The 20,820-nt window shown below is 36.8% G+C and carries 18 protein-coding genes; 15 read left to right on the top strand and 3 right to left on the bottom strand.

What is annotated here, in order from left to right:
• Nucleotides 1-250: 250 nt before the first annotated feature.
• The 3 genes from MKY70_RS18420 to MKY70_RS18410 all read left to right on the top strand — a co-directional run bounded on the left by MKY70_RS18420 (nt 251) and on the right by MKY70_RS18410 (nt 4,899).
• Nucleotides 251-1,966 carry a peptide ABC transporter substrate-binding protein gene (locus tag MKY70_RS18420; protein WP_341025470.1) on the top strand — a complete coding sequence of 572 codons (1,716 nt, stop codon included), beginning with the start codon at nt 251-253 and terminating at the stop codon, nt 1,964-1,966.
• Nucleotides 1,967-2,366: 400 nt separating this feature from the next.
• Nucleotides 2,367-4,070: a peptide ABC transporter substrate-binding protein gene (locus MKY70_RS18415; RefSeq protein WP_002033579.1), complete on the top strand. Its 1,704-nt coding sequence runs from the start codon at nt 2,367-2,369 to the stop codon at nt 4,068-4,070.
• A gap of 109 nt (nt 4,071-4,179) precedes the next feature.
• Entirely contained in the window at nt 4,180-4,899 is a 720-nt protein-coding gene (locus MKY70_RS18410) for a class I SAM-dependent methyltransferase (RefSeq protein WP_193652444.1), read from the top strand.
• A 38-nt stretch (nt 4,900-4,937) separates the two neighbouring features.
• Here the strand turns inward: MKY70_RS18410 and MKY70_RS18405 are convergent, their stop codons facing one another.
• Nucleotides 4,938-5,324: a hypothetical protein gene (locus MKY70_RS18405; protein ID WP_002128474.1), complete on the bottom strand. Its 387-nt coding sequence runs from the start codon at nt 5,322-5,324 to the stop codon at nt 4,938-4,940.
• Nucleotides 5,325-5,460: 136 nt separating this feature from the next.
• On the opposite strand from MKY70_RS18405, the gene MKY70_RS18400 reads away from it, so the two are divergent.
• From MKY70_RS18400 to MKY70_RS18360, 9 genes are all read left to right on the top strand, one after another.
• Nucleotides 5,461-5,796, top strand: coding sequence for a hypothetical protein (locus MKY70_RS18400; protein WP_131245327.1), 336 nt, complete (start codon nt 5,461-5,463; stop codon nt 5,794-5,796).
• Nucleotides 5,797-6,023: 227 nt separating this feature from the next.
• Nucleotides 6,024-6,362, top strand: coding sequence for a VOC family protein (locus MKY70_RS18395; RefSeq protein ID WP_131245328.1), 339 nt, complete (start codon nt 6,024-6,026; stop codon nt 6,360-6,362).
• 255 nt (nt 6,363-6,617) lie between these two features.
• The gene (locus MKY70_RS18390) at nt 6,618-8,714 is read left to right on the top strand and encodes a vWA domain-containing protein (protein ID WP_002128472.1); all 2,097 of its coding nucleotides are present in this window, start codon (nt 6,618-6,620) and stop codon (nt 8,712-8,714) included.
• 83 nt (nt 8,715-8,797) lie between these two features.
• Nucleotides 8,798-12,160: a tubulin-like doman-containing protein gene (locus MKY70_RS18385; protein ID WP_002087746.1), complete on the top strand. Its 3,363-nt coding sequence runs from the start codon at nt 8,798-8,800 to the stop codon at nt 12,158-12,160.
• A 57-nt stretch (nt 12,161-12,217) separates the two neighbouring features.
• On the top strand, nt 12,218-12,352 hold the full coding sequence (locus MKY70_RS18380) for a hypothetical protein (protein WP_002014348.1): 135 nt from the start codon (nt 12,218-12,220) through the stop codon (nt 12,350-12,352).
• Nucleotides 12,353-12,425: 73 nt separating this feature from the next.
• The gene (locus MKY70_RS18375; protein ID WP_000871335.1) at nt 12,426-12,674 is read left to right on the top strand and encodes a DUF1294 domain-containing protein; all 249 of its coding nucleotides are present in this window, start codon (nt 12,426-12,428) and stop codon (nt 12,672-12,674) included.
• Nucleotides 12,675-12,779: 105 nt separating this feature from the next.
• A complete protein-coding gene (gene rarD, locus MKY70_RS18370) occupies nt 12,780-13,721 on the top strand; it encodes an EamA family transporter RarD (RefSeq protein WP_002014350.1) in 942 nt (313 codons plus the stop codon).
• Between the two features lie 80 nt (nt 13,722-13,801).
• Nucleotides 13,802-14,227, top strand: coding sequence for a divergent PAP2 family protein (locus MKY70_RS18365; protein ID WP_000447809.1), 426 nt, complete (start codon nt 13,802-13,804; stop codon nt 14,225-14,227).
• 102 nt (nt 14,228-14,329) lie between these two features.
• Nucleotides 14,330-16,183 carry a terpene cyclase/mutase family protein gene (locus MKY70_RS18360; protein WP_341025469.1) on the top strand — a complete coding sequence of 618 codons (1,854 nt, stop codon included), beginning with the start codon at nt 14,330-14,332 and terminating at the stop codon, nt 16,181-16,183.
• A 74-nt stretch (nt 16,184-16,257) separates the two neighbouring features.
• Here MKY70_RS18360 and MKY70_RS18355 read toward each other — a convergent pair whose 3' ends face one another.
• Nucleotides 16,258-16,407, bottom strand: coding sequence for a YfhD family protein (locus MKY70_RS18355; protein WP_002066466.1), 150 nt, complete (start codon nt 16,405-16,407; stop codon nt 16,258-16,260).
• 133 nt (nt 16,408-16,540) lie between these two features.
• Between MKY70_RS18355 and fabG the strand changes: the two genes are divergently transcribed.
• The gene (gene fabG, locus MKY70_RS18350; protein ID WP_002014354.1) at nt 16,541-17,281 is read left to right on the top strand and encodes a 3-oxoacyl-ACP reductase FabG; all 741 of its coding nucleotides are present in this window, start codon (nt 16,541-16,543) and stop codon (nt 17,279-17,281) included.
• A gap of 50 nt (nt 17,282-17,331) precedes the next feature.
• Here fabG and dhaS read toward each other — a convergent pair whose 3' ends face one another.
• On the bottom strand, nt 17,332-18,816 hold the full coding sequence (gene dhaS / locus MKY70_RS18345; protein WP_341025468.1) for an aldehyde dehydrogenase DhaS: 1,485 nt from the start codon (nt 18,814-18,816) through the stop codon (nt 17,332-17,334).
• Between the two features lie 272 nt (nt 18,817-19,088).
• Between dhaS and MKY70_RS18340 the strand changes: the two genes are divergently transcribed.
• Complete coding sequence (locus MKY70_RS18340) at nt 19,089-19,367, top strand: YhdT family protein (RefSeq protein WP_002014357.1); 279 nt, start codon at nt 19,089-19,091, stop codon at nt 19,365-19,367.
• Nucleotides 19,368-19,370: 3 nt separating this feature from the next.
• Entirely contained in the window at nt 19,371-20,804 is a 1,434-nt protein-coding gene (gene panF / locus MKY70_RS18335) for a sodium/pantothenate symporter (RefSeq protein WP_341074546.1), read from the top strand.
• Nucleotides 20,805-20,820 lie beyond the last annotated feature (16 nt).

Here is a 20,820-nt window from a genome sequence, read left to right as displayed (position 1 = left end):
GCTACTTTGAAATGCTTTTTTTTAGCTCAGTTAAATAGAGAAGAATAAGGCGTATAGTACGTACATATAGTAGATGGGGGATAAATCATACTAATTTATGAAGATAAAAATCAGAATATTTAAAATAAAACTATTTACAAATACGAAAAATAGAGTAGAATAATATTAGTTATAATTTTCAGAAAATTAATCGTTAGCAAGGGGTCTCTCAAGGGTTGGTAATGTACATATAATTAGGGAGGGTACAAAAATGAAGAGAAAAAAGATGAAAAAGTTAACAGCGGTTGTAGTACCAGTTTTAGCAATGAGTGTTGCATTGACAGCGTGCTCTGGATCAGGTGGGGAGAAGAAAACGACTACTACATCTAATAGTGGGGAAGAAAAAAAAGCTGATATTAAATATGCAGCGAAGCAAGTATTAAATCGTACGGAAAATCAAGAAATTCCGACGATGGACACTTCTAAATCTACTGATACGTTAGGGGCACAAATTTTAGGGAACACAATGGAAGGATTATATCGTCTTGATAAAGATAATAAGCCTATTCCGGCTGCTGCAGAATCAAGTACGAAAAGCGAAGATGGTAAAAAATATACGTTTAAACTGCGTAAAGATGCAAAATGGTCAAATGGAGATCCTGTAACAGCGAAAGATTTCGTATACGGATGGCAGCGCTTACTTGATAAAAACACAGCGGCAGAATATGCGTTTATTGCCTACTATATTAAAAATGCAGAGGCAATTAATAAAGGTGAAAAACCTGCAACGGAATTAGGTGCAAAAGCGGTAGATGATTATACACTTGAAGTAGAATTAGACAAACCAGTACCATATTTCTTAAACTTATTAGCATTCCCGTCATATTATCCTTTAAATGAAAAGTTCGTAAAAGAAAAAGGAGAGAAATTCGGTTTAGAAGCAGATACAACATTGTATAACGGGCCATTTGTAATGGCATCGTGGAAACATGAACAAGGTTGGCAGTTGAAGAAAAATGATAAATATTGGGATAATAAGACTGTGAAATTAGAAGAAATTAATTATAGTGTAGTAAAAGAAGTTGCTACAAAAGTAAATTTATATGATACAGGATCAATTGATTTCACACTACTATCAGGAGAATTCGTAGATAAATATAAATCGAACAAAGATGAATATGGTGAGTATTCAGAAGCAAGTACGTACTTCTTACGTTTAAATCAAAAGCGTAACGGACAAGATACACCGTTAAAGAGTAAAAAGCTTCGTGAAGCAATCGCATTATCCATTGATAAAAAAGGTTTAGCAAACGTTATATTAAATAATGGATCAAAAGCAACGGATCAATTGGTTCCAAAAGGGCTTGCGATAGGGCCGGATGGTAAAGATTATCAAGATACATTTAAAAATGGTCTGAAATATGATGTGAAAAAAGGCGCAGCAGCTTGGGAAGAGGCGAAAAAGGAACTCGGAAAAGATCAAGTTACAATTGAATTACTAAGCTATGATGATGGAACTGCGAAAAAGATTGCCGATTATTTTAAAGATCAAATTGAGAAAAACTTAAAAGGTGTAACAGTTAACACGAAAATTCAGCCATTTAAACAAAAATTAAAATTAGAGTCAGCGCAAGATTATGAAGTTTCGTTTGCAGGTTGGAGCCCAGATTATTCGGATCCAATGACATTTATTGATATGTTTGAATCGAAGAGTCCATATAACCAAATGAGTTATTCAAATCCGAAATACGATGAAATGGTACAAAAAGCAGGTAATGAATTATTGTCTGATCCGAAGAAGCGCTGGGAAACGTTAGGGAAAGCAGAAAAAATATTCCTTGAAGAAGATGCAGGATTAGTTCCTTTATATCAAACAGGAAGAGCGTACGTAATGAAACCGAATGTAAAAGGAATTGTGAAACATAACATTAGTCCAGAATATAGCTTTAAGTGGGCGTATGTAACTGAGGATGGCGGAAAGAAATAACATGAAAGCATTTCAAAAGTGGCTAATATGCTTTTGAAATGCTTTTTTTGTATGAATAGGAGAATAAGGCACATGGAAATTAGAAAGGAGTTCAACAATTGGATAAATAAATGATAGCAGAGATTTCATATTGATGAGAAAAATATAGAACATAGCAATAGAGAAGAATAAGAGGGGATATGTTTACATATAGTAGACGGGGGATAATTCATATAGTAGTAATAGTAAAATAGTAAGTTATTATCATAAAAAAATAAATATTTAGAAAATTTACAAAAATACTTTACAAAACCGAAAAAAATAGTAGAATATTAATTAATAAGAATTTTCTGATAACGAAAGTTAATAGAGAATCTCTAACTGTTAATATCGTACATATAATTGGGGAGGGTACAAAGAAATGAAGAGAAAAAAGATGACAAAATTAACAGCGGTTGTAGCACCAGTTCTAGCAATGAGTATGGCATTAACAGCTTGCTCGGGATCAGGTGGAGAGAAGAAAACAACTACAACGTCTAATGGTGGGGAAGAGAAAAAATCCGATGTAAAATATGCGGCGAAACAAGTACTAAATCGAACGGAAACGAATGAAATTCCAACGATGGATACTTCAAAAAGTACGGATACACTTGGTTCACAAATTTTAGGAAACACGATGGAAGGATTATATCGTCTTGATAAAGATAATAAGCCAATCCCAGCTGCAGCAGAATCTAGCACAAAAAGCGAGGATGGTAAAAAATATACATTCAAGCTACGTAAAGATGCAAAATGGTCAAATGGTGATCCAGTAACTGCAAAAGATTTCGTATTTGCATGGCAACGTCTATTAGATCCAAAAACAGCTGCTGAGTATGCATTTATTACTTACTATATTAAAAATGCAGAAGCGATTAATAAAGGAGAAAAACCTGTAACTGAATTAGGAGTAAAAGCAACCGATGATTATACGCTTGAAGTAGAATTAGAGCAAGCGGTACCATACTTCTTAAACTTAGTGGCATTCCCATCATACTATCCATTAAATGAGAAGTTCGTAAAAGAAAAAGGAGAGAAGTTCGGTTTAGAATCTGATACGACAGTCTATAATGGACCGTTTGTACTTACTGATTGGAAACATGAGCAAGGCTGGAAATTGAAGAAAAATGACCAATATTGGGATAAAAAGACTGTGAAACTAGATGAAATTAATTACAGTGTAGTAAAAGAAGTAGCTACAAGGGTAAATTTATATGATACAGGTGCAATTGATTTCACGCTTTTATCAGGAGAATTCGTTGATAAGTATAGAAATAAAAAAGGTGAGTTTGGAACATATTCAGAACCAAGTACATTTTACTTACGTTTAAATCAAAAGCGTGGTGGTCAAGATACACCACTAAAAAGCAAGAAATTACGTGAAGCAATTGCATTATCGATAGATAAAAAGAATTTAGCAAATGTCATTTTAAATGATGGTTCAAAAGGAGCCGATTATTTAGTTCCGAATGGTTTAGCAGCTGGACCTGACGGTAAAGATTTCCAAGAAACGTTTAAAAATGGTTTGAAACAAGATACTAAAAAGGCTGCGGCTGCATGGGAAGAAGCGAAAAAAGAACTTGGAAAAGATCAGGTGACAATTGAATTACTAAATTATGATACTGGTAATGCGAAAAAAGTTGGAGAGTATGTAAAGGATCAGATTGAGAGAAATTTAAAAGGTGTAACAGTAAATATTAAACTTCAGCCGTTTAAGCAAAAATTAAAATTAGAATCAGAGCAAGAATATGATATCGCATATGGTGGTTGGAGCCCAGATTATGCAGATCCGATGACATACTTAGATATGTTTGAAACAACGAATTCTCAGAATCAAATGAGTTACTCAAATTCAAAATATGATGAAAGTATTAAGAAGAGTAAAACAGAATTAATGTCTGATGCAAAGAAACGTTGGGAAGAGTTAGGGAAGGCAGAAAAAGTGTTACTTGAAGATGATGTAGCACTTGTACCTTTATATCAAAATGCTAGATCATATGTTATGCAACCAAATATAAAGGGAATTGTGAAACATAATATTAGTCCGGAATATAGTTTCAAATGGGCGTATGTAGAAGAGAAATAATAAAAGAAAAAAGCATTTTCAAGTTGCGGTATTATAGCACTTGAAAATGCTTTTTTCTATGCACTTTTCTTCCCTACCCGAATATATAAAATAAAAAAGGGTGAATTCCATGAAACGAAACTCATACATCGATTTTCTAGCTTATTACGGAATTGGGAGTGCTCATCCTGGTGGTTTTACGTTAACAAAACAATTATTATCCCAATTGCCACTTAGACATGGAGCTAGTGTCCTTGAGATAGGTTGTGGGACGGGGAAAACAGCGGCGTATATGACAAAAGAATTGGGTTATAAAGTGACAGCGGTTGAAAAGAATGAAATTATGATTCAAAAAGCGAAAGATAGATGGTTGTTTGATGGTTTAAATATACAATTGATTCAAGGCGATGTAGAAGGGTTACCGTGTTTAAATGATTCTTTTGAGCTTGTACTTGGAGAATCTATACTCGCTTTTACAAATAAAGAAAAGGTTATTTCGGAATGTTATCGTGTATTACAAAAGGATGGGAGACTTGTTGTCATTGAAATGATTACCGAAAAACATATTGAGAAGAAAGAGGAGGAAAAGATTGGACAGTTATACGGTATGAAAGAATTATTAACTGAGAATGAGTGGATTCATTTATTTCAAGCAGCAAATTTTAAAAGAATTACAATTGCCGGTGGCGGAACTATTGCAGAAACAGTTGCAGGACATGTGGAAGAGCCAGAGTGGAATGTATCACCGTTTATTCCAGAAGAATTGTATGAGGCGTGGGTGAAGCACGAACAAGTACTGCTTATGTATCAACATATTTTAGGGCATCGGATTTTTATATGTGAAAAATAGAAAAAGAGTTGGCTAGAGATAGTCAACTCTTTACTATGTTAGATGAAAAATAATGCAGCCAAAGTAATTCCAAAAATAAAGCCAAATCCGAGTTCAAGGCCCCAGCCACCGCCGCCACAACCACCGCAACCACGACCGCCGCATCCACAGCCACTAAATCCACCATCGAATCCACCACCGCATCCAAATCCACAGTTATCACATCTGCTAATACCACCGCAAATATCACATCCGCCGTTTGAATATGCGTTATAGTACCCGAATCCTGTATCAAAAGATGAGCGCTGTTGCATTGGTTCAATCCAAACAGAATCGTTTGTTACATCGATTATTTTGCCTAAGTGAATGCGACCATCACGATCTTCAATTCGAACAACTTTACCGAAATAACGTTGGCATGTATCATAACATCTTTTTCTATGCATGTTCTTTTCTCCTTCCCATTACAGTAATACGATATGTAAGGGGGACAAGTGCGGCTTGTATGAATGACCTACCTATCATAATTGTTATAGGAAAGGGGAAATATATGAAAAGGATATATAGTGAGGAGGAAATGAAATGAAATCTACAGATCAATTTCAGACGTACGAAGTTCCTTGGGAAGAATTTATTGAAGCATTGCGAGGTGAAATGAAGAAGCAAGTAGGAGCGGATATTATAGATACAGTAGTTTGTAATTTGGAAGATGGTTTTGAAGTGTATACATATGTGCAGGGTGATTTGGATTTCGAGTATACAGAAGCTCTTGAACGAAAATATGGGAGTGATGCGAAAATACCTAATTTGTTAACAGTTATGCTGGTATCTAGCATTTATAATACGGGTGAAGAGAATATACGTTTACATGCAGATAATAAAGATAATCCAATTGTTGAGGTATATGTGAAGCAATGAAACACGCTGTGAAAGGCGTGTTTTTTATTTATCCCGCTATTTGCTGGGCAGTAAAATTCCCACCTCAAAATTCGACTGGAGCAAAGAAGGTAGCTGGGAGCCCTGCTGCCCGTAAACGCCCGATTGGTGAGGGCTAATAATCAGTGGGGGATGAACAGAACCCCCACTGATTAAAGTTTCACTTTATATGATAAAATATTAGAAAATTAAGAAAGAAGGTGAGTGAATTGAAAATTAATCATCTTAATTTAACAGTTACAGATGTAACAGCTGCTAGAGAATTTTTAGAAAGGTATTTTGGTTTAACTTGTGGTGGAGCAAGAGGGAATGGCTTCGCAGTTATGCGTGATAATGATGGGTTTATATTAACTTTAATGAAGGGGAAGGAGGTGCGATATCCGAAAACATTTCATGTAGGATTTCCACAAGAAAATGAAGAACAAGTTAATAAAATTAATCAAAGATTGAAGGAAGACGGATTTCCAGTCGAACCTCCTAAACATGCACATGCGTATACGTTTTATGTTGAAGCACCTGGAGGATATACAATTGAAGTGATGTGCTAATTTAAAATCAAACTTTTTGTTAAGAGTTTTTAATTTTAAAAGTAGGAAAAGTCTGTTTTAAGGGTGGAGCTTAAACAGGCTTTTTTACCTATATAATTGGATAGAAAATGCTAGAAGGAATATTACCAAGTTATATATCTATTTACATAATAAAGTTATGGTGCGTTCGTTGTCCTAAAATACAAGTCATATATCTTGTTTCCTCTCATAAATTTAAACATAGGAATTTGTCTACAAAGGTGGCGAAGCCTCATCATGAAAATTCGAATTTGTGCCACGTTCATGCTGTTTCTATTTATATGTTTACCTTTTTCAGTTTTTGCAAAAGGAGAGGAGGCAAAGGAAAGGGTCGTTTCACTTGTATATGATGATTCGGGTAGCATGAGAAATAACGATCGCTGGAAGTATGCCAATTACGCCTTGCAAAGTTTAGTTGCGCTATTAGATGAGAAAGATAAATTTTCTTACGTTCCAATGAGTAAGCCGGATGCTCCATTAAACATTTCATTAACAAAGGATCAAAGGCAAACAGAAATTGAGGGGATTGGGGCGTGGAAAACATATTTAAATACTCCATTTAGCGCAGTAGAAACGGCGATGCAATCTATAAAAAAGGAAGCAGATATAGATGGGAAACGTGAATTTTGGCTTATTGTATTAACTGACGGGGCATTTAATGACTTGGAGAAAGATAAGATTGGCGGAAAAGAACAAATTACACAGAAGTTAGCACAGTTTAAGAAAGAGATGGATTCTAAAAAGATCTCTTTACACCCAGTCTTAATCACGATGGAAGAGGATTTAGGGCAGCAAGAGAAGCTGCAGTTAAATACGTTTAAAGAGATTTGGAAAAAAGAAATGAATGGAGTTGTCATGCCGTCTAGCGGTGAGGATGGTATTGTACAAAGTGTGAATCAAGTGGCAGCATTAGTTGCAAATCGTGATCCATTTTCTTCTGTTGAGTCGATTGTCAAAACGAAAATAGTAGGGAAAAAAGTAGAGATTACAACACCGTTTCCATTAAAGCGTATGACGCTTGTACGACAATCACCTTCTTTGTCTAATTATAAAGTTATGCAACTTTCCAAACCGTTACAATTGCAGTCTTCTTTTTCTATACATGCACCAGGAGAAGCTAAATTATTCGGAAATATAGTGCATGTAAGTACAGCGAACCAGGAAGTGATTAAGCCAGGGACATATACGATAGAAGTGGATCAGGACATTGAGAAAGAGGGATTACAAGTACTTGTTGAACCAGCGCTTAATTATACTGTTTCTACGTACGACAAAGATGATAAAGATAGAAAAAATGTTGAGAAAATGTATGAAGGTGTGACAGCTGTTATTGAAGCGAAACCTACTGAATTACCAATTCAAACTTCTTATTTCGAAGCAGAAGTAGAAATAGATGGAAAGCAGTATCCGATGAAGTGGGATGATAAAAGACATGTGTTTTATTACGAGACACAGGTTGGTAAAGCGTTAGTACGTGGGAAAGTCCATATGAATATAAAGGGATTTTATAGACAGACGAAAGAATTCAAGATTGAACCAGCTGAAAAACCAAAATTAACACTTCAAGCTGTTACGAAAGATTATGAAGAAAAGGTAACAAATTTAGAAAATAGTAAACCATTTATTTTACAGCCCCAGTTAAATGGTAAACCGATGACAGAAGAGGCTGTAAAGAAACTATTAAAATCTACTGGTGTCACATCGAATCAATCGATCAACTATGAATTAAAACAGCATGGTAGTCAAGTTTATGTTTATCCTCGACCTTATTACTCCGACACATTCAATTTTACAGATACCGGCACCGTAGAGGCTACCATCACGATCAATGATTCAACATTACAAGAAGTAAAGGAAAAGATCGTACTGCACATTGAAAATGCGCCGTTTTTTGAGAAGTATGCGCTCATTTTTAAATTTGTAATTCCTATCACTTTATTACTTTTAATAGTAGGAATTATTATTTTAGGATGGATTGTTCGTCCGAGATTTCATAGGAAAGCATTACTATATTACGAATGGGATCAAGAAGTAGCGAAAGATTGGCTTTATCAATCTGAACCAGAGTTACTTAAAAATAAATGGTGGAAGCACTATTTTGGCATTCCATTCCGAGCAGAAAGAAAGACTGTGCAATCTGTAACATTAATAGCGAAAAAAGGATCGAAATCTATATTTGTAGCGAAAGAATCGCAAGTGGTTGGGATGATTATTGATGGGATGTTTATAACAGAGGAAGAGGTAGGAATGGAGCATAAGACGTTGTATCCAAATGAACTTTTAGTAATTGATAGAGGATATGGTAAGGAGATTTACCGGTACGAATGTGAATAGTAGATAGGGTGTAAGAGGGGCGGAGGAGGCCCGGCTCTCTTTATTCTTCTTTTCAAACAAGCAAGAATAGGAAGGTGGTTCACATGACATTACAAGTTCCAACAATTTTAATTGGCTTAGGTGGAATCGGTAGTACTGTCACACATCAAATATATGAAAGATTACCTGAGGAGCGTCGTAAAAAGGTAGCGATGCATGTATTTGATACAGATGTGAATACATTGAGTAAATTTGATCATATTCGGAAGTTTAAGACGCAAACGAGCTCGAGTAAAACACCGAGAGAGTATATTGCGGGAGATCCAACGATTCCAGAGTGGTTTCCGATGGACCCGACTATACTTGATAAACCGTTAACAGAAGGGGCTGGACAGTTACGCGTCATTTCACGGTTAGCGTTACGTGCTGCGATGAAAGAAGATAAACTCACATCGTTTTGGCAAGAAATCGAGAAGATTTTTCCAGTTACAAGTGATCAGACGGAATATGGTGTACGTGTCATTATTGTAACATCACTAGCCGGCGGAACAGGCTCAGGGATGTTTTTACAAATCGCATTATATTTGCGTGAGATGCTCCGGAAGAAATTGCAGCATCATAACATTTTAATTCGCGGTGCGTTTTTAATGCCAGATGTTTTAGTTAAGACGAGAACGGTTAGTGCGAAAGAGTTTGAAACTGTGCAAGCGAATGGTTATGCATCGTTAAAAGAGTTGCACGCTATTACGCTTGGATCGACTGGTGAATTATCAAAACGAGGCGGCGTAACGATTGAATTAGAATATCGTCCTGATCAAGTGGATGAGGACGGAAGAACAAACCATACGATAAAGCAGCATCATTTACCGTACAATTATTGTTTCTTATATGATTATGAAAATTTACATGGGCACCATTTGCACAATTTATCGGATTATATGGAGCAAATGGCAAATACGATTTATTTACAGTTATTTAGTCCAATGTCTGCAAATCATTTTGCGCAAGAAGATAATCAAATTCAGCAATTGGCAGAATCGAGTGGGAAAGGGAGATATTGCGGAGCAGGAACGGCAAAACTTATTTATCCGTATGAGCACGTTTTGAAATACTGTGCTTTAAAATGGGCGGTGCAAGGTTTAGATGAATCTTGGCTTCATTTAGATCAACTGTTTCAAGAAAAAAAGCAAAGATACGACCAAGATGTCAAACGTGGTATGCAGCGTGAAAAGCCAGAGCGCGGGAAAAGTTATTTAGAAGACTTAGAGCATCTTGCTACTCGGCCAGAACAAGCTCATATTTTTTATAGACAAATGTACCATGAAACACGTGAAGGGGCAGAGGGTGGTAAGCTCGGTGTTGCAAAATCAAAATTGTTTTTAGATGCTGTAGAGAGTTACGTACACCGTACAGTGCAAAAAGATGAGGAATTAAACCGCCTGCAGCATGAGTGCAAAATATCGGCTGCGAAGCTTAAAATGATGGAACAAATGAAGGGGGAAGTAGCGAGAGTTGATCATGCGGTTCGTTTATATGCTTATGCCATTCCGAGCCGTGTACATGAGCATGTTACTACCCTTTTATATGACATGATCGAATCAGACCGCTTTACACCGAGTGGCTCAGAAGGACAGTCTTACCAATTAAATACATGGTTTTTAAAGAAAACGGATCCAGTTCATCCAGTTGCAGCACGTTTTATGCTGTATGAAATTCGTAAGCAGTTAGTAGAGAAGATGAATCGACTACATGAAAATAATGAACAAAAGCGTAATTTAATTCAAAACTACGATAAGAAATTTAATGTGAGTAATATTGATGGAACTGTAACGGCTGTTCGCCGCGTTGAAATTGCGCAGCAACAAGGCTGGTTTGGAAAAATGATTAATAATCAGCAGCGTTTGTTTAAAAAAGAATTTGAAGATATTGTAACGCAGTACGTACACAAATTAAGTGAGTATCGTAAAGAAATGTTGTTAGAACTCGTGTATCAATCGCTATACCAAGCAGTTGATAAAATGATTCAATATTGGGAAAGATTCTTTGATAATTTATACGAAACACGTGAAAATTTATTGTTTGAAATCCAAAAGCGAAGCAAGGAATTTGAGGGGAAAACGAACCCGACGAATGTATACGTATTAGCTGAAGAGAAATTGCAAGAAAAGATTTGGCAAGATATGCAGCAACATTTAAATTTAGGTGTATTACCGAAAGATATATCGTCCGAAATTTATATGAGCTTGTACGGGGAATATTGTCGTGATGCGAAAGCCGAAGAAATTCAGTCGAAAAAGGTGGAAGACTTCTATCGTGAACATATATTGAGTTATTGTTATGACGAACTTCAAGTGCGCTATCGTGACAAATTAGAGCTTAATATCGTTGAAGCATTGCGAAAAGAAGCAGATTTCAAGAAGCGTGATCGTGATGAATACGTTCGTGAAAAAATTGAAGATCTTTTCCATTTAGCAAGTCCGTTCGTTCCGAAAGTTTCTCATCATAGAGAATTACAATATTGGGGCGTACATCCATCTTTAAAACAAGAATTGCAAGAAGAGTTATTGCAAGAAATGTTTAAAGAAAAAGATACGGTAAACGAGGCGTTTTCACCATTTGAAGTGATTTGTTATCGTGCTCATTACGGATTATCGCTACAAGATTTTCCTAAGCTTTCATCTGGGCATATTGCAAATGGATTTATGAACGATAAAGGTGATTATTTTCAATCGTATTATCGCCGCGTGAACAAATTAAATAGTAAAAAATCTAGTTTGACGCCGCATCTAGATAAATATTGGCACTTACCAGCCTTTATGCCAGACTTGAATGCAACGCAAACGAAGTTAGATTACGATAAATGTAATCGTGCTCTTCTGTACGCGTATATGTATCGCTGGATTAGCTTAGTTGCTGTTGATGGACAATTCGTGTATCAATATAACGGTGTTGGCCGTAGCTTTTTAATCCAGTCGATGGGGAAAAATATTTCAAGTGAAAGTTATAAGTTGCACAGAGCATTGCTTCATAATCCGTTTATTTATGAAAACATCTTGTCACGATTTGAAGAAGAACAAGAAAAGGCAATGATACAAGGTGGACATTTATATACACATGCATTTGTATTAGGCGCTCAAGATATAAGATGGCTCCGTAAAGAGCATGTTCATAATATTTTAGATATGATTTTAATGTATGACCGTGAGGCAAAATATGACCCGACGTTAGAAGAAACATCTGACGATTTGTTAAGGTTATTCCTTGATGAAATTGAGCTGTATTTCCAAAACTATTACGGAACAGGTGCAGATATGGTTGCGAAGAAAGAGAAAGAGATGTTTATGAAACAATTGTGGGATCGTTCGTATGCGAAAGGGTATGTGGATCCAAATAGTGCGCCTTATAAAAAATGGCAAAATATATTACATGTTCCCGATGAAGAAGAAGTGCCAAAAACGAATGTATAATGAGTGAAAAGGGAATCCTTAAGAATGACAATACAACTTTAGAAATGAGGGATTCCGATGCCGTTTTTAGGTAGTGTATATCAAATATTTGGATTATATCCAGAAATTTATTATGGAATGATTTCAGCGGAAATCGCTGAACAACAAATGGAAGAACAGAAAGAACAAGAAAATCAAGAGACTGAATTATAAAACCATGCAGGCTACTCGCCTGCGTGGTTTTTTCGTGTTACAATAAAGCGAATTTTTTAAGGGAGAGAATAAGATGAAATGGATATACTTTATTATTATTAACGTTATAGCATTTAGTATGATGGGGCTTGATAAGCGAAAAGCAAAGAAAAAGCAGTGGAGAACGCCAGAAAGTACGTTGTTTTTATCAGCTGCAGCTGGAGGAGCGGTTGGAGCTTGGATTGGTATGTATATGTTTCATCATAAGACACATAAAAGTAAATTTGTCTTCGGTATTCCAGTGCTCGTTATTATAACAGTAGGAGTGTTTTTATACATATAAAGGATTTGCAAGAGGAATGTCGAAAGAAATGCAGATTGAATATTGGTAAAGTAAGCATGTGAGACTTTATAATGAAGAAAAAAAGAGAAGAGGAGAAAAAGGAAGATGGGGAGTCAAACAGCAGAGCAAAAGCAGGGGATTATATATGCAGCAGGTGCGTATACGATGTGGGGAGTCCTTCCGATTTATTGGAAATGGGTGGAGGAAGTACCGGCAGATGAAATATTAGCGCATCGCATCGTTTGGGCATTTGTTTTTATGTTGTTAGTTTTAGGAGTAACGAAGAGGTTTCGTCAGTTTGGTGGGGAGTTAGTGGCCCTTTTTAAACGACCTAAATTATTAATGTCATTAACAATTGCTTCGGTACTTATTAGTGGAAACTGGTTTGTATACATATGGGCCGTAAATCATAACCATGTAATCGAAGCAAGTCTTGGGTATTATATTAATCCACTTATAAGTATTTTACTTGGTACAGTTGTTTTAAAAGAGAAGCTTAATTTTTGGCAATATGTTGCGGTTGGTTTAGCTGGATTGGGCGTTGTTATTTTAACGATACGTTTCGGATCAATTCCATGGGTTTCTCTTTCACTTGCTTTTTCATTTGGATTATATGGATTAACGAAAAAATTATTAAATTATGATGCAACAATTGGGCTTACGATGGAAACGATGTTAGTGACGCCATTTGCACTTATATATTTGTTTATGACAGGAGTTCATGGCTTTGGTTCGTTCGGTTCTATTTCGGCAATATCAACGTTTCTTTTAATAGGGGCAGGTATTGTTACAGCGTTACCACTCTTTTATTTTGCTAAAGGAGCACAACTTATTCCGCTCTATATGATAGGATTTTTACAATACATCGCGCCGACTATTAGTTTAATTTTAGGTGTGTTCGTTTTTGGTGAACATTTCACATCTACTCATATGATTGCGTTTTTCTGTATATGGATTGCTTTATTTGTCTTTTCAATGGCGAAAACAAAGTTTCTACTACAGAAGCAACCAAAATTTATTAAAAATAAATCAGCAAAAGTATCATAATGCGTAGTATTTTCTACGCATTTTTCTTTATACTTATATTATATAGAAATTCCATTATAGTCAGTGAGGAGCTGAAAAACATGGAAACAATTTTACATAATGATCCACTTATAGCAGCTATAATTTCTTGGTTTTTAGCACAGTTAACGAAAGTCGTTTTTAAATTAATAAAAACAGGCGAGTTTGATTTTGCTAAGTTCTTTGCTTCAGGTGGAATGCCAAGTTCGCATGCTTCGACTGTTACTGCACTTGCTACAGGTGTCGGAGTGGTGGAAGGTGTGGAGAGTCCAATATTTGCGGTTGCCGCTATTTTTGCCATTATTGTTATGTACGATGCTTCAGGAGTAAGGCTTGCGGTAAGTAAGCAAGCGAAAATATTGAATGATTTTTTTCATGGTAGACAAACAGAATATAAAAAGTTAAATGAGCTCGTTGGACATACACCGTATCAAGTTGTTGTTGGTGCACTATTAGGAATTGTTGTCGGGGTTGGGTATTGTTTGTAAGCAGAATGTGTGTAATGCACGTTCTGCTTTTCTTTGTTTTCATACATATTTAGATGAGTTTTCGAATATCGTATACGGACTTAGAAAGGGTGGGTGAGCGGTGTGCTACTATATGACAAAGTGCATGAGGAGATAGAGCGGAGAACGACTGTACTTCAAACGATGCAAAGGCAAGACGGAACGTGGCAATTTTGTTTTGAAGGAGCTTTGCTAACGGATTGTCATATGATTTTTTTACTCAAATTATTAGGGCGAAATGACGAAATAGAACCGTTTGTGAAAAGGTTAGTATCTCTTCAAACAAATGAAGGGACTTGGAAATTATATGAAGATGAAAAGGGAGGGAATTTATCCGCGACGATTCAAGCATATGCTGCTTTACTTGCTTCGGAAAAATATTCGAAAGAAGATATGAATATGAGGCGAGCTGAAATGTTTATTAAGGAACACGGGGGAGTTTCTCGTGCTCATTTTATGACGAAATTTTTATTAGCGATTCATGGAGAATATGAATTTCCTGCGCTTTTTCACTTTCCAACGCCAATCTTATTTTTACAAGATGACTCCCCCCTCAGTATATTTGGGCTAAGCAGCTCAGCGCGTATACATTTAATTCCGATGATGATTTGTATGAATAAGAGATTCCGTGTAGAGAAAAAGTTATTGCCAAATTTAAATCATATTGCAGGCGGGGGTGGGCAATGGTTTCGAGAGGAGCGGTCTCCGCTGTTTCAATCGTTTTTAGGTGATGTGAAAAAGGTAATATCGTATCCATTATCGTTACATCATAAAGGATACGAAGAAGTAGAGCGCTTTATGAAGGAGCGTATAGATGAAAATGGAACATTATATAGTTACGCCAGTGCTACGTTTTATATGATTTATGCTTTGCTTGCATTAGGGCACTCTATTCAGTCTCCAATTATTGAGAAAGCTGTGACAGGATTAAAATCTTATATATGGAAGATGGACAGAGGAAGTCATTTGCAAAATTCTCCTTCTACCGTATGGGATACCGCTTTACTTAGCTATTCATTGCAAGAAGCTAAAGTTACAAATGAAAATAAGATGATTCAAAGGGCGACGGAGTATTTATTGCAAAAACAACAAACTAAAAAGGTAGATTGGAGCGTACATGCATCATCACTTGTAGCTGGCGGTTGGGGATTTTCAGATGTTAATACGACGATCCCTGATATAGACGATACTACAGCTGCCCTTAGAGCGTTAGCGCGAAGTAGAGGGAGTGATAGAGTAGATGATGCGTGGGGAAGAGGTGTGGAATGGGTAAAAGGATTGCAAAACAATGATGGAGGCTGGGGAGCTTTTGAACGAGGGGTAACGAGCAAGTTACTATCGAATTTGCCGATTGAAAATGCGAGTGATATGATAACCGATCCGTCCACACCAGATATTACAGGTAGGGTGTTAGAATTATTCGGAACGTATGCACCGAATGAGTTGCTTGAAGAGCAAAAAAAGAAAGCTATCAAATGGTTAATGGATGTACAGGAACAGAATGGATCATGGTATGGAAAATGGGGGATATGTTATATATATGGGACATGGGCAACGATGACAGGCTTACGTGCATTAGGAGTGCCTTCTACTCATCCATCGTTGAAAAAAGCAGCTTCATGGCTCGAACATTTGCAGCATGAAGACGGAGGGTGGGGAGAATCCTGTCAAAGTAGTGTAGAGAAAAAATTTATTTCTTTACCTTTTAGTACGCCGTCACAAACAGCGTGGGCACTTGATGCACTCATTTCTTACTACGATCAAGAAACACCGATTATTCGAAAAGGAATTACATATTTGCTCGCGCAGTCTACTATGAATGAAAAATATCCTACTGGTACAGGGTTACCGGGGGGCTTTTATATTCGCTATCATAGTTATGGGCATATATATCCGTTACTTGCTTTAGCGCACTACGTAAAGAAATATAGAAAATAAACCGAGAGATACTCTCGGTTTATTTTGATGGGTAGTAGGTCCCTGTTGAAAAGAATAAGGAACGTTGTAGTTCCTTATTTTTCTGTTGATTGGCGTTTTTGACGTGCATCAGCGGCATTTGCACGTGCGTTTGCTTCTAAGTCATTGTGGTCAGCGAGTTCGCGAGCGAACTCAACATCAATACCATCGGCAGCTTTGTTTCGATTTACATTCTTTTTTTTCATTCGACACAATCTCCTTGTGTTTTATGCGGCGTTGCAAAGTTAGTTTGACACAAATAGACTTTTTTATACAAAGAGGATTTGGAAAGCATAGAGCCGAAATATACAATATAACTAATAGAAATGGGGGATAGAGATGGAATTGTTGAATGGAAAAACAGCTGTTGTAACGGGTGCTGCACAGGGGATTGGAAAAGAAATCGCACGAGTTTTTGCAAAACTAGGGGCCAAAGTATTAATTAGTGATGTAAATGAAGAGAAGCTACAAGAAACGACACGTGAATTATCAGATGAAGGGTATGATGTGAGTTTATATCGATGTGATGTGAGTAATCAAAATGAAGCGAAGTCGTTAATTGAATATGCGGTGCAAAAATTTGGTACATTACATATTTTAGTGAATAACGCTGGGATTACAAAAGATGCAATGTTACATAAGATGGAGAAGTCTGCTTGGGAACAAGTATTACAAGTGAACTTAACTGGCGTTTTTTATTGTATGCAGCCAGCACTTCTTTATATGAGACAACAACAGTATGGACGGATTATTAATATTTCTTCTATTAGTAGGGAAGGAAACATTGGACAAGCAAATTATGCGGCTACAAAAGCAGGGGTTGTAGGCTTAACAAAAACAGCAGCGAAAGAGGTTGGAAGTTTTGGTATTACGTGTAATGCGATTTGTCCAGGGTTTATGGATACTGATATGACAAAAACAATACCGGATAAAGTAAAAGAGAAAATGGTTGGAGCGATTCCAGTTGGAAGAATTGGAACGCCGGAAGATATTGCAAACGCAGCTGCCTTTTTAGCATCAGAGTATGCGTCTTACATTACAGGAGAGGTATTAAATGTGAGCGGTGGGTTGCAAGTGTAAATGAATACATAATGAAAAGAACCTGACCGAGTAGGTCAGGTTCTTTCTCGTTAATTTAAGTTAATCCAAACGCTCTTCACTTCTGTATAGTTGTTCAGCGCGTAAGATCCCATTTCGCGGCCAAGGCCAGATTGTTTAAATCCTCCAAATGGAGATGCTGCATCAAAGACGTTATAACAGTTTACCCATACAGTACCAGCACGTACTTTACTTGCAACATAGTGTGCTGTTTTAACATTTTCTGTCCACACACCAGCCGCTAAGCCGAATTGTGATTTATTTGCACGTTCAATTACTTCATCAATATCGTTAAAAGGTATTGCAGAAATAACTGGACCGAAAATTTCTTCTTTAGCGATTGTCATCTCATCATTTACATCAGCGAATACTGTAGGAGAAACGAAGTAACCTTGATCGAATGGTTTGTTTCCTCCGCAAAGTACTTCAGCACCTTCTGCAATTCCTTTTTCAATATAACCCATTACACGTTTTTGTTGTTCTTCAGAAACAAGAGGTCCGATTGTAGTTTCAGGATTTAGACCAGCGCCTTGATTTAATTTTTTTGAATATAGAACGAGATCAGCCATGACATTATCGTACATTTTCTTCGGAATAAATAAGCGTGACCCAGCACAGCACACTTGTCCTTGGTTAAACATAACACCAGAAAGCGCAGCTGGAATCGCTCGAGATAAGTCAGCGTCTGGTAAAATAATGTTTGGTGATTTACCGCCAAGCTCTAAAGTAACACGTTTCAATGATTCAGATGCTTGTCGCATAATTTGTTTACCGACTGGAGTAGAACCAGTAAATGCAATTTTATCAACGAGTGGATGATTAACAAGTGCTTGTCCAGCTGATTCACCGAATCCAGGAACGATATTAATAACACCTTTCGGGAATCCAGCTTCTTCAATTAATTCAGCTAAGTATAGAGCGGATAGTGGAGTTTGTTCTGCAGGTTTTAAAATGATTGTACATCCTGTAGCAAGCGCAGCTCCCATTTTCCACATTGCCATAAGAAGTGGGAAGTTCCAAGGGATAATTTGACCGACGACACCAACAGCCTCATGGCGTGTATAGTTAAAGTAATCACCGGAAACAGGAATTGTTTGACCAACAATTTTCGTCGCCCAGCCAGCATAATAGCGCATATGCTCAATTGCAAGTGGTATGTCTGCCGCCATTGTTTCACGGATTGGCTTTCCGTTATCTAACGTTTCGAGCTGTGCGAGCTCTTCTTTATGCTCTTCCATTAAATCAGCGAGCTTGTACATAAGACGGCTGCGTTCAGCAGTGCTCATGCGTGACCAAGGACCTTCATCGAAAGCCATTCGAGCAGCTACCACAGCTTTATGAATGTCTTCGCGACCAGCTTCAGCAACGATAGCGAGTGTTTCACCAGTTGCTGGGTTAGGAGTTTTAAATGTTTTTCCGGAAGCGCTTTCAATGAACGCTCCGTTCACATATAGTTTCTTTGTGCCTTGAAGAAATTTCTCTACCTTTTCATGAAGATTTACAGCTAGTTGACTCATTGTATAACCCCCTTGAAAATATAATTTAAACGCAGTACGAGACGGCGTTTATTCCGAAATCAAGGATGTGGGAACTAGATGAAAAGCCTCTACTTAAAATCATAAATAAAAAATGCTGAAAATTCAAATTTCATTTTCGTTACAATTGTAAAAAATATGTAATGAAACATTGTATTCTATATAATTACAAAAAATCCTGCGCGTTTTTGTTTTCTAGTAGGAAAAACTAGAAAAACAGTGGTACAATTATACATCGTGAGAGGAGGGGGAAAATGAAGAATTATCATGATGATCCGCGCTTTCGAGTTGCCCATAGAGAAGCGTTAATTGGTCTTGGATTAGCTATTATTAATTTTATAATATGGTATGGATTTGCTTATGGGCTTGGAAGTAAGGATCCGAGTGAATATACATATGTATTAGGTTTTCCAGCATGGTTTTTTTATAGCTGTATCGTTGGATTTATCGTAATGGTTATTTTGCTTATTTTAGTTGTTCGTTTTTTATTTCAAGATATTTCACTCGATGAGGAAGAAAAAAGTGAGGAATGATAGATGAATTGGTATGTAATAATCCCAATGATAATTTCTTTTATCGTTGTGTTTTTAATTGGTGTATATGCATCAAGACGTGTACAAGCAACCGCTAATAATAAATTTTTACAAGAATATTTTCTTGGTGGGCGTGAACTTGGTGGCTTATTATTAGCTATGACGATGATTGCTACGTACGGTAGTGCAAGTAGCTTTATCGGCGGGCCTGGTATTGCTTACAATATGGGTCTTGGATGGGTGCTGTTATCAGCGATTCAAGTTGTAACAGGATATATCGTTTTAACAGTTATTGGTAAAAAGTTTGCTATTATCGCTAGAAAGAGGGAAGCAATTACGCTTATTGATTATTTAAAGGGCAGATACAATAATAAAGCGGTAGTTGTTCTTTCTGCGTTATGTATTATAATCTTTTTGTTCTCAGCAACAGTAGCCCAGTGGGTTGGCGGCGGACGATTAATTGAGTCGCTAACAGGACTTTCCTACACAACGGCACTATTTTTATTTACATTTTCTGTACTTGTGTATGTGTTAATTGGTGGATTTCGTGCAGTCGCTTTATCAGATACGTTATTAGGAATCATTATGTTAGTCGGAACAACAATCATTTTAATTGCTACTGTCATTGCTGGTGGCGGAGTTGAAAAGATTATGCAGGAACTTATTCAAATTAATCCGAATCTAATAACACCGTTCGGAGCGGATGGAAGTTTAACGAAATCATATGTCACATCATTTTGGATTTTAATTGGGATTGGTGTCGTTGGATTACCGCAAATTAGTGTGCGTGCTATGTCTTATAAAAATTCAAAAGCTATGCACCAAGCATTAATCATTGGAACGGTTGTCGTCGGTACAATTATGATTGGTATGCATTTAACTGGTGTGTTTGCAAGAGTAGTCCTTCCAGGCATAACGGTACCAGATAAAGTAATGCCGCTACTCGCGATGGAAGTGTTGCCACCTTGGTTAGCTGGAGTTTTCTTAGCTGCACCAATGGCAGCGATAATGTCTACTGTAAACTCATTATTATTACTTGTAAGTTCGTCAATTATTAAAGATATATATGTGAACTACATAAATAAAGATGCCGCGGATAGTACGATAAAGAAAGGTAGCCTATTGATTACTGGTATCGTAGGATTACTCGTATATGCTGCCGCTATTAAGCCACCAGACTTTTTAATTTGGTTAAATTTATTTTCTTTCGGTGGTTTAGAAGCAGCGTTCATTTGGCCGATTGTGTTAGGTTTATATTGGAAAAAAGGAAATGCAACTGGAGCTCTCGCATCTATTTTAGTTGGAGTAGGTTCCTATATGTTTATTCACCTTTGCTACCCTAATCCATTCGGTATACATACAGTTGTTTTCCCGATTTGCTTTGCATTTATCTCTTATATAATTGGTAGTATGGTTACGATGAAAAAAGTAGCATAAAAATATAGAAAAACGT

It is taken from the genome of Bacillus sp. FSL R9-9492 (assembly GCF_038007365.1).
Classification (GTDB): Bacteria; Bacillota; Bacilli; order Bacillales; family Bacillaceae_G; genus Bacillus_A; species Bacillus_A mycoides.
This window is presented reverse-complemented; position numbering and strand designations above follow the sequence as displayed.